Genomic DNA, 12,980 nt, shown 5'->3' with positions numbered 1-12,980 from the left:
GCCCTGCGGCGGGCAGGGGGCCGGCCCGGCGCGGCCTCCCCCCGCCCGTGCCCGGCCCAACGGGAGGAGATGTTCTGAAAGGAACTTCGACGACGGGCGGGAAGACCTCAGACGTCTATTGAACGAGCTATGAGTTCCTTCATGACCTCATTGGTGCCGCCATAGATCATCTGCACGCGCGCATCGGCGTAAAGGCGGGCGATCGGGTATTCCATCATGAAGCCATAGCCGCCAAAAAGCTGCAGGCATTCGTGCATGATCTCGTTTTGGACCTCTGAGCTCCAGTATTTGACCATGGACGCGGTGGCGGCATCCAACTCGCCCGCCTCCAGTTTGCCAATGCAGTCATTCACGAAACTGCGCAGCACTTCCGCCTTGGTTTTGCACTCGGCCAGTTTGAACCGCGTGTTCTGGAAATCCATGACGCGCTGACCAAAGGCCTTGCGCTCCTGCACGTATTTCACTGTCTCGGCGATGGCGAAATCAATCGCGCCCAGCGCCATGATGCCGATGGTCAAACGCTCCCATGGAAGCTGTTTCATCAGCTGGTAGAACCCCTGCCCCTCATCTGGGCCGAGCAGATTGGTCATCGGCACCTTGACATCTTCAAAGAATAGTTCGGCGGTGTCATTGCCCTTCATGCCCAGCTTCTTGAGGTTGCGCCCGCGCCGGAAACCCTCGGCGCCGTCCGTCTCAACCACAATCAGAGATACCCCCTTGGCACCCAAGGTCTTGTCCGTCTTGGCGGCAACGATGATCAGGTCGGCGCTTTGACCGTTGGTGATGAAGATCTTCGACCCGTTCAGGCGATAGGAATTACCGTCTTTCTCAGCCGACGTCCGAACTGCCTGCACATCCGAGCCTGTGCCCGGCTCGGTCATGGCCAAAGCCCCAACCATCTCGCCCGAGGCCAGCTTGGGCAACCAACGCTGCTTTTGATCTTCACTGCCATAGGCGGTGATATAGTGCGTCACGATCGACTGAATCCCATATCCCCATCCGGCGTCCCCACGCGCCGTCTGCTCGTACAGAGTGACCGAATCAAACCCCATGTCCCCGCCGACGCCGCCATATTCTTCCGGGATCGCACCTGCCATCAGACCAGTTTCCCCGGCTTTGTGCCAGAATGCCCGGTCTACTATGCCATTCGTGGCCCAGGTTTCAGCGTTGGGGACCAGTTCATCATCCAGAAACCGCCCCGCCATTTCGGCAAACATCCGGTGTTCGTCAGTGACCCAGGCTGCGGTCGAGGTAAAAAGCGACATGTGGTATTCTCCGATCAGGTGTTACCTGAAAGGCTATCGCGGCACCGTAGATAGGCCAATCCACGTAACGCCGCGTTCTGTCAATGCAACGCAGCGTTCTTTCGGGTCAGCGCAGCATCCAGCAGCAATTGCGCCGCAACCTTGGCGTCTTCAGCCGGATTTCCGTTTTTCAACAGAACGGCCGAGACGATCGCACCCTCCTGCAACAAAACGATCTGACGGGCGAGGCGCTCTGGTGCCTGAACGCCAGACTGACGCGCCAATGAGGTCAGATACTCCGACATAACCCGTTTATGTTCTGCGGCCTGCACATGAATCGGATGGCTGGCGTCCTGATACTCGGCCGCGGCTTTCAGGAACATGCATCCGCGAAAGTCGTCCTCTTCGAACCACTCCTTAAAAGCGTCGAAAGTGGCAATCAATTGCCCGGCTGGCGTGTCTGCAATCTGCTCAACCCGTCGCACGATCCGATTGCGAAAACTCTCATCCCGCAGGCGCAGGACGGCCAGGATCAGATCTTCTTTGGTGCGAAAGTGTTTGTACATCGAGGTCTTGGACACACCGGTTTCCACCACCAGTTTATCCATGCCGGTCGCGTGGAACCCGTCTCGGTAGAAGACCTCCATCGCCTTTTGCACCAGTTCATCGCGTTTGTTTGGACGCATCAGAAAGCACCTGAGTGTACCGGGCTGTACATTTTATCCCACTTCCATTGCGGTTTCTTCACGTCACTGCACGCCGTGAACACAAAGCATCACAACGACTTCACTTTTTTGCAACGTGAGCTCTTGCAAATCATAGCCAGTGAGAACACTTTTTAAAGAGTTACCGATCTGTACACCCAAGGATCTGACGATGAAACGCCACTCCAGCTTTGTTGCCCCGCGATATGTGCCGATCATTTTGGTGCTCGATTTGCTGACTGCGGCGGTGGCGACATGAAAGGGCAGTAGTATGATACGCTCAGCTTTGCAGATCGTCTCGGCCTTGATCATCGGGTCTGCTTTTTTGTTGCTTGTTGTACTGTTTGGCTTCTTTGCCTCACCCAATGCGGTGCGGTCGGCCCCCGAGAGCCCCAATGCCCAATCCTTGCTTGAAAGCCTATTTCAGCGCGAGGGCCGCTAAAAATCAGGCACTACCTCTTGACCTTCCCGTCACTGGAACCCCCATGTGGAGGGTAAGATATCTGTCGGGATGAGTCGCATGACCCAGAGCACTCAATTGAAAATCACGGGCATGAACTGTGCCTCATGCGTTGGACGCGCCGAGGCTGCCTTGCAGGCCGTGCCCGGCGTGCAGGACGCCTCGGTCAATTTTGCGACCAAGACGGCTCAGGTCACGTTTGACGGCCCGGTCTCGGCCCTCAATGATGCGCTGCAGGCGGCTGGCTATCCGGCGGCAACGCATCAGACCGCTTTGCAGATCACCGGGATGAATTGCGCGTCTTGTGTGGCGAAGATCGAACGTACTCTACAGGCCAGCCCTGGCGTTCTTGAGGCAAGCGTGAACCTCGCCAACCAAAGCGCATCGGTCACCTACATCGAGGGCGCGACCACGCCGCAGGCGCTGGCACAGATCACCACTCAGCTTGGATTTCCTGCGCAGCTCAAGATGTCTCCGGGGTCGGAAACGCAGTCCGATGACACGCCTGATGAGGCACGGGAACTGAAACGCGCGACAGTACTGGCTGCCATTTTGGCCCTACCCGTATTTGTTCTGGAGATGGGCGGGCATATGGTTCCCCCATTCCACCATTGGGTTCACGCAACACTCGGACAGCAAACCAGCTATCTGATCCAGTTTGCCCTGACCACGGCCCTGTTGATTGGCCCGGGACGCGTGTTCTACGCCAAGGGCATTCCGTCGCTGTTGCGCGGGATGCCGGACATGAACGCTCTGGTCGCTTTGGGGACGGGGGCGGCCTACCTGTTTTCCATCATCTCGACTTTCGCGCCCGGCCTGCTGCCACAGGGTACAGCTAATGTGTATTTTGAGGCCGCAGCCGTGATCATTGTGCTGATCCTTCTGGGCCGCATGATGGAGGCGCGCGCCAAAGGCAAAACCGGCGCGGCCATCCGCGCGCTGATCGGGCTTCAGCCTAAAACCGCGCGCGTCGAACAAAATGGCGCAACCGAGGACCGCCCCATTGCTGAAATAGCGGTGGGCGACGTTCTACAAATCCGCCCCGGGGAACGCGTTCCGGTGGATGGAGATATCCTCGACGGAACCTCTTACGTTGATGAAAGCATGATTACGGGAGAGCCGGTACCGGTTGGCAAGTCCACTGGCGACCCGGTGGTGGGCGGCACCGTAAACGGAACCGGCGCGCTGCGTGTGCAAGCGACGCGTGTTGGGGCGTATACGGTTCTGGCCCAAGTCATCGCGATGGTGGAACAGGCCCAGGGGGCAAAGCTGCCCATCCAAAGCCTGGTTGACCGGCTGACCTATCGCTTTGTTCCAGCTGTGATGCTGGTTGCGGCTTTGACCATCACTGCTTGGCTGATCTTCGGGCCTTCCCCCTCACTGCCGCTAGCGCTGGTGGCCGGGGTATCGGTCCTGATCATCGCCTGCCCCTGCGCCATGGGTCTGGCCACGCCGACCTCGATCATGGTGGGAACAGGCCGCGCGGCGGAACTGGGTGTTTTGTTCCGCAAGGGCGATGCGCTGCAACACTTGCAGCAGACCAAGGTAATCGCCTTCGACAAAACCGGAACGCTGACGCTTGGACGACCCGAACTTGACCACGTTACCACCACCAACGGCTTTGAGCAGGATCAGGTCCTGCGGCTTGCCGCCGCAATCGAGGCGCGCTCGGAACACCCTATCGCCACTGCGATCACCCGCGCCGGGCCCTCTGATCTGCCCGAGGTTTCTCAGGTTCAGTCCCTCACCGGCCTTGGTCTTCAGGGCCGCGCAGAGGGGCATGACCTGCTGGTTGGCTCATACAAATTGATGCAGCAGAAAGGCGTGGATATCTCGGATCTGAAGCCTGACGCCGATGCCCGAGCTGCGCAGGGGGCGACTCCTCTGTTCTTGGCCATTGATGGAGTGGCGGCGGCCAGTCTGGCCGTTTCGGACCCTGTGAAGCCGGGCACGGCCGAAGCTCTGGCCAAGCTACACGATATGGGCCTGACGCTTGCCATGGTGACCGGAGACAACGCGCAAACGGCGCAAGCGATGGCAGACAGGCTGGGCCTTGATCACGTGGCCGCCGACCTACTACCCGGCGACAAACAGAGAACGCTAGAGGGCTTGCGCCGCGAATTCGGCGCGCTCGCCTTTGTGGGCGATGGGATAAACGACGCACCGGCACTGGCGGCAGCTGATGTTGGCGTCGCCATCGGCACCGGAACGGATGTCGCGATCGAGGCTGCAGATGTGGTTCTGATGTCCGGCGATCTGCGCGGCGTCGTGAACGCAATCGACATCAGCCATCGGACGATGCGTAATATCCGTCAGAACCTCGGATGGGCGTTTGGCTATAACACATTGCTGATCCCGGTGGCCGCCGGAGTGCTGTACCCCTTTGGCGGGCCATTGCTGTCCCCGGTGCTTGCGGCGGGCGCGATGGCCTTGTCCAGCGTCTTTGTCGTCACCAATGCGCTGCGTCTGCGATGGGTCCGCCCCAACGTCGCCGACGGCGCGCAAAAAACCACGAAGGAGGCGCACGCATGAATATCGGCGATGTCTCAACCCGGACCGGTCTACCTGCGAAAACGATCCGCTACTATGAGGATATCGCACTGATAAAACCTCTGAGAGATGACAACGGTTATCGCCGGTTTCGCGAACAGGACATCCACAAGCTGACCTTTCTGGGCCGAGCCCGCGCCTTGGGGTTTACCATCGAAGACTGCCGCACACTGCTGGCGCTCTATGAAGATGAAAGCCGGGCGAGCGCGGATGTTAAGCAAGTTGCGCGGGATCATTTGGCGCAGATCGACGCAAAAATCGCCGATCTAAAAGCGATGCGCGACACGCTGAGCCATTTGATCGAGGCCTGCGCCGGAGACGACCGACCGGACTGCCCGATCCTGAAGGATCTGGGCGGGAACGGCTAACACGGGGTTGCCCTTTCGCGCAGGCTTTGCTTTGTCAGTGCCAAACACTCCGGCAATCAAGCAATGCCGGTCAGCGGAGAGGATCATCCCATGGCAAAAGTCGCTTTTCTTGGTTTGGGTGTCATGGGTTATCCCATGGCTGGGCACCTTCAGGCTGCAGGTCATCAGGTTACCGTTTACAATCGGACCGCCTCCAAGGCCGAAGCCTGGGTGGCCCAACATGGCGGCGCAATGGCGACAACTCCCAAAGAAGCTGCGGAGGGGGCAGAATTCGTCATGTCCTGTGTTGGCAATGATGACGACCTGCGAATGGTGTGCACCGGCACGGATGGCGCCTTTGCCGGAATGTCTGAAGGCGCGACCTTTGTGGATCACACGACCGTCTCGGCCAAGGTGACGCGCGAGCTTTACGAGGCGGCCAAAGGGCAAGGGATCTTTTTTGTCGACGCGCCGATCTCGGGCGGCCAAGCCGGGGCGGAGAATGGCGTGCTGTCGATCATGTGCGGCGGCGATCAGGCGGTGTTTGATGCGGCCGAGCCGATCATGCAAGTCTATTCAAAGATCTGCCGGCGGATTGGCGAAAGCGGTGCCGGTCAGATGACCAAGATGTGCAACCAGATCGCGATTGCCGGTCTGGTGCAGGGCCTTAGCGAAGCGCTGCATTTCGCCGAGAAGGCCGGTCTGGACGGGCGCGCGGTGGTTGAGGTGATCAGCCAGGGTGCAGCGGGCAGCTGGCAGATGGCGAACCGGTACGAGACTATGCTCGACGACCATTTCGACCACGGCTTTGCAGTGGACTGGATGCGCAAGGATCTGGGCATCTGTCTCGACACGGCCAATGAGACGGGCGCGTCCTTGCCTGTCACCGCGCTGGTGGATCAATTTTACAAGGATGTGCAAAAACTTGGTGGTGGGCGGTGGGATACCTCGTCGCTGATCAAGCGGTTGCGGGCGTTGGATTAAGGGGGCTGTCTGCCCCCTCTTGGCCAGCTGGGCCAATTCACCCCCGAGGATATTTTTAGCCAGATGAAGAGATCCGCGTTGCGCGGCGGATAGGGATGGGAATGAAAGACATGAATGATTTCTGGGCAGATGCTCTGCGCAAGTATTGGGGCCTGGAGGCCCGTCTGACACGGCTGGACGGAGAGTATGACCTGAACTTTCTGGTCGAAGCGAAGAACGGACAGGACTATGTCCTGAAAGTCATGCGCGCGGGGTGTGAGCCAGAGTTTGTCGACCTTCAAGTCCAAGCGCTCGAACATATCGCGGCTGGGGCGCCGGGGCTGCCCTTCCCCAAGGTATTCCCCTCGCTGGATGGTGCTGTCCTGCCCGAGATCGAAGATCAGGACGGCCAACCGCGCCTGGCTTGGTTGTTGGAGCGCCTTCCGGGCCAGTGCTACGCCAAGGTCGAGCCGAAATCCGAAGACTTGATCCTGAAACTCGGACGCGTTCTTGGCGCGACCGATCGGGCTCTGACTGGGTTTGCGCATGACAGCCTGCAGCGGGACGATTTCAAATGGGACCTGGTGCAAGGCGGTTGGATTGCGGATCAACTGGACGCGGTCAGCAACCCGTCCCGCCGCGCGCTGTTGGACGAAATTGTGCAGTGTTTCACTGCGATCTCAGATGCACTGAACAGCCTGCCCACGCAAGCCATCCACAACGACGCCAATGACTACAACATTCTCGTCGAGGGCGAACTAGGCGAACGGCGTACCGTATCCGGCCTGATCGACCTGGGCGACATGTGCGCCGCGCCGCGCGTATGCGAGGTGGCCATTGCCGGGGCCTATATCGTTCTGGATCATCCGAAACCCGAACGCGCTCTGACCGCTCTGGTCCGAGGCTATCACGCCGCCAATCGATTGAGCGCAGAGGAGGTCGATCTGATCTGGCCCCTGCTGCGCATGCGGTTGGCGGTGTCCGTAGTGAACTCAACCCTGATGGCGGCAGAAAACCCCGATGATCCCTATGTGACCATCAGCCAGGCCCCGGCCTGGCGGTTTCTTGAGAATGAGGCCGTCAATGGCGGCCTGATGTCCGCCCGCTTGCGCAGCACTTGCGGCTTGCCTGTCGTCGATGGGGCTGAGCGCATCCACGCCTACCTCTCCGAGCATCGCGGCCACTTTGCCGAGATGTTTGGCCAGGACCTGAGAAATATGCCCGTGGGCTCGCTTTCTGTTGAGAATTCCACCTGGCCGCAGAACCCGTTCCACATGCCGCTCGAAGAAGCCGCGCGGGTGGGTGAGGAATTTGGTGAGGGCCTGTGGCTGGGTTACTACAACGAACCCCGCCTGATCTATGCCGAGCCCGGGTTTCGCAAGGGGCCGTGGAAGGCCTCGGACCGGCGCACGGTGCACCTGGCGGTAGACGTCTTCGCGCCTGCTGGCACGGTCCTGAACGCCCCGATGAGCGGCCGGGTCGAAGTGGTCGAGAACCGCGACAGCCATCTCGACTATGGCGGGGTGGTGATCCTGCATCATGAAACGCCCGAGGGGGATCCGTTCTATACGCTCTACGGCCACCTGGACCCAGAGGTTTGCGATCGTTTGAAACCCGGCGATCCAGTTGCGCAGGGCGCTGCGTTCGTGCGCCTTGGGGATGCCTCGCAGAATGGTGGTTGGGCCCCGCACGTGCATTTCCAACTCGCTCTGACAACCGATGGCATGGAGGCTGACTGGCCCGGCGTCGCCGATCCCGATGAGCTGGAGCTATGGAACGCGGTCTGCCCGAACCCGGCGGCCTTGCTGAATCTGGCCGATGACAAGGTTTGCTATCAGCCGACCGACAAACAGGCCGTTCTGCAAGGGCGTCACGATCATTTCGGCGGCAATCTGAGCCTGACCTACAATGACCCGGTCATGCTGGTGCGCGGTTGGAAACACCACCTGTTCGACGAATGGGGCCGCCCCTATCTGGACGCCTATAACAACGTCCCGCATGTGGGCCACGCCCACCCGCGCATTCAGGCCGTTGCGGCGGACCAGCTGAAGCGGATGAACTCGAACACCCGCTATCTACACCCGGCGCAGACTGCATTTGCCGACAAAGTGCTGTCGAAACTGCCGGATCATTTCGAGGTCTGCTTTTTCGTCAATTCAGGCACCGAAGCCAACGAATTGGCCCTGCGTCTGGCCCGCGCCCATACAGGTGCCAAGGGGATCGTAACGCCCGATCACGGCTATCACGGCAATACCAATGCCGCTGTGGCGATCTCGGCCTATAAGTTCAACAAACCCGGCGGGATTGGTCAGGCTGATTGGGTCGAGCTGGTCGAGGTCGCGGATGACTACCGTGGCTCTTTCAAACGTGACGACGCCGGCCGTGCGCAAAAGTACGCAGATCTCGTGGATCCGGCGATTGCCGCTTTGCAAGAGAAAGGTCAGGGCGTGGCCGGTTTCATCGCCGAGACCTTCCCCTCGGTCGGTGGGCAGATCATTCCACCGAAAGGCTATCTACCTGCAGTGTATGAGAAAATCCGCGCAGCTGGCGGTGTCTGTATCGCGGATGAGGTCCAGACCGGGCTTGGACGGCTGGGCGAATACTATTTCGGTTTCGAACACCAAGGCGCGCTGCCCGATATCGTTGTCATGGGCAAGCCGATCGGCAACGGTCACCCTCTGGGCGTGCTGGTCACAACCAAGGAAATCGCCCAGAGCTTTGACAACGGGATCGAGTTCTTCTCGACCTTCGGCGGCTCCACCCTGTCCTGCCGCATCGGGAAAGAGGTTCTGGACATCGTTGATGACGAAGGCCTGCAGGACAATGCCCGCGCCATGGGCGGCCGCCTGATGGCGGGTCTGCGCCAGATCCAATCCGAGTTCGGCTGCGTTGGCGACGTACGTGGTATGGGTCTGTTTCTGGGGGTAGAGCTGATCAACCCGGATGGCTCGGAAGGGACCGAGATCTGCAGCTTCGTGAAGAACCGGATGCGCGATCATCGCATCCTGATTGGCAGCGAAGGTCCCAAAGACAATATCCTGAAAATCCGCCCACCGCTGACCATCGAAGCCGAGGATGTGGACATGATCCTTTGGGCGCTGCGGGATGTCCTGAAAGGTGTCGGCGATTACGCCCCTGCCCCGGTTTGCGACCACGACCACCATCACGCAGGTTGTGGCTGCTGCTAGTGAAAAACCCCGGCGCAACCGCCGGGGCTTCATTTGCCGATCAATGCAACACGGCCGAGGGGGTTTGATGACCCGTTGTCGGCATTGGAACGGCGGCTGTCATGCGGCGCAGGGCCATCCCCAGCTCTTCTGACAGTGAGGCAAGGGCCGGCGCAAAATCCGGGCGCACGATCAATGAGGCCATCATCATCGCGTCTTCCCGCGCGCCCTCAGATGCGGCCGCAATCATCTGGGCAAAACAATTCTCATCCGCGCCCAGACAGGCACATCCCAATCCATGACGGATCAATGGGCGGCGGCCATAGCTGGCACACAGCGAGCATAGACGATCCAAGGTCAGCATCGCGGCGCGCCCTTGATTTGCGCCAAGCGCGATGTCGAAATCACTGGCAGCGTCTGCGCGGCCTTTGGCGCCTTCGCTCCATAGGCGCAGATACATCACCGCACCTGCTTCGATTGGGGCAAGGTCTGTCAGGCGGCCAACCGCTGCGCCACCCCGGGACGACGGGCTGCTCATTTCGTCAGGATCAGTTTGCCTGCACGGGTAATGCGCAGCGTATAAAGCTGATCACCCAGTTCGATATGGGCGAGATTGCCGCCTTTGGTCAGCTCTTCGGCCTTGTGCGAAGGCAGCACGGATACGGCAAAGGACTGTGTGGCGATAGGGGTCTGCGCGTTCATTTGACAACTCCAGGGTATCTCAGGCAAGGGCCTGAACTGTTCGCTTTCTCAATGACCTGGCTGACCCGAGTCTGGGATGGCTGTCGGCTTCTGCTCTTATTCTTATTATTTTAGTAAGGATTGTCAAGCCGCGCATTTGTGCTTGCAGAAAGATGCAATATTGCGCCTTCTTGACGGGCAGGCTAGGCCTGAACGCATAGGCAAAACACCGAGGTTACAATGGGCGCGGCAATTGTATTTGATCTGGACGGAACTCTAGTCGACAGCCTGGGAGACATCGTAGCAGCCGCAAACCAGACACTGAGCGATCTCGACCTGCCCCTTCTGCCGCGCGAGGTGATCGGGCGATTCGTCGGCAATGGTCTCCCCAAGCTGGTCGAGCGTATGATCCGGCACTGCGAATTGCCCTTGGACCGTCACGAAGAGCTAACGAAAGTGACGCTCGCGCATTACACGGCAGGGGCCAGCAGAACGACGGTGCCCTATCCCGGCATTCCTCAGGCGTTGGCCAGCTTGCAATCGCAGGGGCACACACTGGGCGTCTGCACCAACAAGCCCGAGGCCCCTGCCCGGCATATTCTCGACGTACTGGACCTGTCGCAATATTTCGATGCGGTTCTGGGTGGCGATAGCCTGACCACCAGGAAACCAGACCCTCAGCACCTATTTGCAAGCTTCGACGCATTGCCAGCTCATGGGTCGCGTGTTTTCGTGGGCGACAGCGAGGTGGACGCAGAAACAGCCGAGCGCGCCGAGATCCCCTTTCTCCTGTTCACGCAAGGCTATCGAAAGTCGCTCATGACAGATATTCCGCACGACATCGCCTATGACAAGGCGGACGAGATTCCGTCCTTGGTCGCGCAGATGGTGCAGATGTCTGCTCTGCTGAAATAGGCGTCAGAGTATACCCTGAAAGTTATTGAGGGGCCGGCCGAGGGGGTATGGACCAGCCCCTCATCGGGGAAACTCTGTGTGGCCCTTTGGGGCCAGTTGTTGTCACCTGTTTAATGGGACGCGAAGGGCGGCGAAATTGGGGGATTCCCGTAGGGCTGGATTTTTTTGCCTCAACGCAGCAGAGAAACCTGCGCTTGACCTCAGGTTTGCGGGGCGATCAGCGCCCTGACCATAGGCACCATGCGTCCGGGTTATTCAGGCTCGGCGTAGTTCCGAGCTTTGGACATTTTACCGATCCCCGGATTGAAGGAATTGGTCGGGTCGCAGCATTTGTAGTGGGCGACCAGATCAGGCTTGGCCTTGTACAGGTGCCCCACATTATGTTCGGCGGGGTACTCCGCGCCGCGCGTGTCAAACAACTCCAACATCGCGGCTTTCAATGCCTTAGGATCGGCGCCTTTTTTGACCACGTAATCCTGATGCATGACGTGGCACATGAAATGCCCGTAGTAGAGCTTGTGGACCAGTTGGTCCTCAATCTCGGACGGAAGCGTCTCAAGCCAGTCCTGGTCATTTCGCCGCAAGGCCACGTCGAGAGCAATGATGTCTTCGACCTCATTGCCGTGCAGCGCCATGTATCTGACGGCAGCCCCGGCGGCGGCAAAGCGGTGCAAGCCCGCGATCTTGGCCTCTCGTGGGGTGCATTCGAAGGCATCGCCGTCACGATCTTTCAGGAATATGGGCAGCCATTCAGCAGCCTCGGCAATCCCTTCGTTCTTCATCTTCAGGATCAGATGGTGTTCGAAGCGGTCGCGAAACTCGACCATCCGTTTTGGCAAGACACGCGGCCAGACCGAGACCGCCATCTGCATAAATTTATCAGTGAAGTTGCGCAGGAACGGAATTCTGCGCAGGCGGGCATCCACCGAGCCTTTGAGCGCAAAGAACATCGGCAGCCGGTCGGTGCCCAGCTTGTCGATCATCACGACCGTATCCTTGCCGTATCTGGCAGTGATATCGAACACCTCGCGCTGCATATATTCGGCGGACACCGGCAGCGACTTGAATTCGGATAGAATATGACGGCGCAAGGCGGCCAGATCATCGGGGCTGTTTGTTCCGATGTAAAAGACCTTTTCGGCCTCGTTTTTCGGGAACGTATCAAGCCGTACGGCAAAGACGGCCATCTTGCCAGCCGAGCCAGCGGATTCGAATAGCTTCGCCTTGTCCGCGTTGAACCGCGCAGGCGTTTCAGCATCCACATCACGCACGATCTGCGCGTAGTCACTGGCCGAGGCGCGTTTGTTCGTGGCCCCCGGGTTCCGGTCGAACCTGCCTGCATCGAGGTTTGCCAGGATCTCTTCCGGCGTATCGCCCAGATCAATTCCCAGATGGTTGACCAGCTCCAGCTCGCCCTTCTCGGATATCCGCGCGTGGACGGACAGTTCGGTGTAAACGGGGCCACGTTCCACCAGCGACCCGCCCGAGTTGTTGCAGACCCCGCCCACAATCGACGCGCCGATACATGAGGAGCCGATCACCGAATGCGGCTCTCGCCCCATGGGAGCCAATAGTTTTTCCAGCGCAAAAAGGGTGGCACCGGGAAAGCTGACGATCTGCTCGCCATCGTTCAGTGGCACCAGAGTGTCCATACGGCGTGTGTTGATCAGCACCACGTCCCGGTCATAGCTGCCCGAGGGGGTCGACCCTTCGGTCAGGCCGGTATTGGCCGCCTGCATGATGACAATCTTATCGGCTGCAACGCAGGCCTGCAGGACCTTCCACTGCTCCAAAAGGCTGCCGGGTTGAATGACGCACAGCGCCTCGCCTTCGCCCGAGCGAAAGCCACGCCGGAACCGTTCCGTCGCGCGTTCGCCAGTCAGGACATGCCGCGCACCAACGACAGAGCGGAAATGTTCAATCAACGCGTCATTGGTCATGGCATCCCT

The 12,980-nt window shown here is 59.5% G+C and carries 10 protein-coding genes and 1 pseudogene; 5 read left to right on the top strand and 6 right to left on the bottom strand.

All coding sequences use genetic code 11. The annotated features are described in order from the left end of the window. Positions 1–107 precede the first annotated feature (107 nt). The 3 genes from ACP15L_RS21265 to ACP15L_RS21255 all read right to left on the bottom strand — a co-directional run bounded on the left by ACP15L_RS21265 (position 108) and on the right by ACP15L_RS21255 (position 2,344). Complete coding sequence (locus ACP15L_RS21265; protein ID WP_425085679.1) at positions 108–1,265, bottom strand: acyl-CoA dehydrogenase family protein; 1,158 nt, start codon at positions 1,263–1,265, stop codon at positions 108–110. Positions 1,266–1,345: 80 nt separating this feature from the next. Beyond that, positions 1,346–1,930: a TetR/AcrR family transcriptional regulator gene (locus tag ACP15L_RS21260; protein WP_425085678.1), complete on the bottom strand. Its 585-nt coding sequence runs from the start codon at positions 1,928–1,930 to the stop codon at positions 1,346–1,348. A gap of 63 nt (positions 1,931–1,993) precedes the next feature. Continuing rightward, positions 1,994–2,344 carry a hypothetical protein gene (locus tag ACP15L_RS21255; protein ID WP_425085677.1) on the bottom strand — a complete coding sequence of 117 codons (351 nt, stop codon included), beginning with the start codon at positions 2,342–2,344 and terminating at the stop codon, positions 1,994–1,996. A gap of 124 nt (positions 2,345–2,468) precedes the next feature. Between ACP15L_RS21255 and ACP15L_RS21250 the strand changes: the two genes are divergently transcribed. The 4 genes and pseudogenes from ACP15L_RS21250 (at position 2,469) to ACP15L_RS21235 (ending at position 9,456) form a co-directional block, all read left to right on the top strand. After that, a complete protein-coding gene (locus ACP15L_RS21250; protein ID WP_425085676.1) occupies positions 2,469–4,940 on the top strand; it encodes a heavy metal translocating P-type ATPase in 2,472 nt (823 codons plus the stop codon). After that, positions 4,937–5,326 carry a Cu(I)-responsive transcriptional regulator gene (gene cueR / locus ACP15L_RS21245; RefSeq protein WP_170468556.1) on the top strand — a complete coding sequence of 130 codons (390 nt, stop codon included), beginning with the start codon at positions 4,937–4,939 and terminating at the stop codon, positions 5,324–5,326. The genes ACP15L_RS21250 and cueR overlap by 4 nt, the downstream gene beginning before the upstream one ends. A gap of 24 nt (positions 5,327–5,350) precedes the next feature. Further along, a pseudogene (locus ACP15L_RS21240) lies at positions 5,351–6,289 on the top strand (NAD(P)-dependent oxidoreductase); the annotation flags it as partial. Positions 6,290–6,390: 101 nt separating this feature from the next. Continuing rightward, positions 6,391–9,456, top strand: coding sequence for an aminotransferase class III-fold pyridoxal phosphate-dependent enzyme (locus ACP15L_RS21235; RefSeq protein ID WP_425085675.1), 3,066 nt, complete (start codon positions 6,391–6,393; stop codon positions 9,454–9,456). A 40-nt stretch (positions 9,457–9,496) separates the two neighbouring features. Here ACP15L_RS21235 and ACP15L_RS21230 read toward each other — a convergent pair whose 3' ends face one another. Continuing rightward, positions 9,497–9,973: a hypothetical protein gene (locus ACP15L_RS21230; RefSeq protein ID WP_170718420.1), complete on the bottom strand. Its 477-nt coding sequence runs from the start codon at positions 9,971–9,973 to the stop codon at positions 9,497–9,499. Then, on the bottom strand, positions 9,970–10,137 hold the full coding sequence (gene hemP / locus ACP15L_RS21225) for a hemin uptake protein HemP (RefSeq protein WP_170468565.1): 168 nt from the start codon (positions 10,135–10,137) through the stop codon (positions 9,970–9,972). Before hemP ends, ACP15L_RS21230 begins: the two co-directional genes overlap by 4 nt. 219 nt (positions 10,138–10,356) lie before the next feature. Here hemP and gph point away from each other — a divergent pair, with 219 nt between their 5' ends. Continuing rightward, positions 10,357–11,031, top strand: coding sequence for a phosphoglycolate phosphatase (gene gph / locus ACP15L_RS21220; protein WP_425085674.1), 675 nt, complete (start codon positions 10,357–10,359; stop codon positions 11,029–11,031). A 251-nt stretch (positions 11,032–11,282) separates the two neighbouring features. Here the strand turns inward: gph and dld are convergent, their stop codons facing one another. Beyond that, on the bottom strand, positions 11,283–12,971 hold the full coding sequence (gene dld, locus ACP15L_RS21215; RefSeq protein ID WP_425085673.1) for a D-lactate dehydrogenase: 1,689 nt from the start codon (positions 12,969–12,971) through the stop codon (positions 11,283–11,285). Positions 12,972–12,980: the final 9 nt, after the last annotated feature.

Source organism: Ruegeria profundi (genome assembly GCF_049800715.1).
Taxonomy (GTDB): domain Bacteria; phylum Pseudomonadota; class Alphaproteobacteria; order Rhodobacterales; family Rhodobacteraceae; genus Ruegeria; species Ruegeria profundi_A.
Note: the sequence above shows the minus strand (reverse complement) of the source record. Positions and strands in the feature narration are given on the sequence as shown.

Excerpts from the sequence above, each read along its gene's own strand:
- ACP15L_RS21260 (WP_425085678.1), bottom strand. The coding sequence starts at position 1,930 with ATGCGTCCAAACAAACGCGATGAACTGGTGCAAAAGGCGATGGAGGTC.
- ACP15L_RS21230 (WP_170718420.1), bottom strand. The coding sequence starts at position 9,973 with ATGAGCAGCCCGTCGTCCCGGGGTGGCGCAGCGGTTGGCCGCCTGACA.
- cueR (WP_170468556.1), top strand. The coding sequence starts at position 4,937 with ATGAATATCGGCGATGTCTCAACCCGGACCGGTCTACCTGCGAAAACG.
- hemP (WP_170468565.1), bottom strand. The coding sequence starts at position 10,137 with ATGAACGCGCAGACCCCTATCGCCACACAGTCCTTTGCCGTATCCGTG.
- ACP15L_RS21235 (WP_425085675.1), top strand. The coding sequence starts at position 6,391 with ATGAAAGACATGAATGATTTCTGGGCAGATGCTCTGCGCAAGTATTGG.
- ACP15L_RS21250 (WP_425085676.1), top strand. The coding sequence starts at position 2,469 with ATGACCCAGAGCACTCAATTGAAAATCACGGGCATGAACTGTGCCTCA.
- dld (WP_425085673.1), bottom strand. The coding sequence starts at position 12,971 with ATGACCAATGACGCGTTGATTGAACATTTCCGCTCTGTCGTTGGTGCG.
- ACP15L_RS21265 (WP_425085679.1), bottom strand. The coding sequence starts at position 1,265 with ATGTCGCTTTTTACCTCGACCGCAGCCTGGGTCACTGACGAACACCGG.
- gph (WP_425085674.1), top strand. The coding sequence starts at position 10,357 with ATGGGCGCGGCAATTGTATTTGATCTGGACGGAACTCTAGTCGACAGC.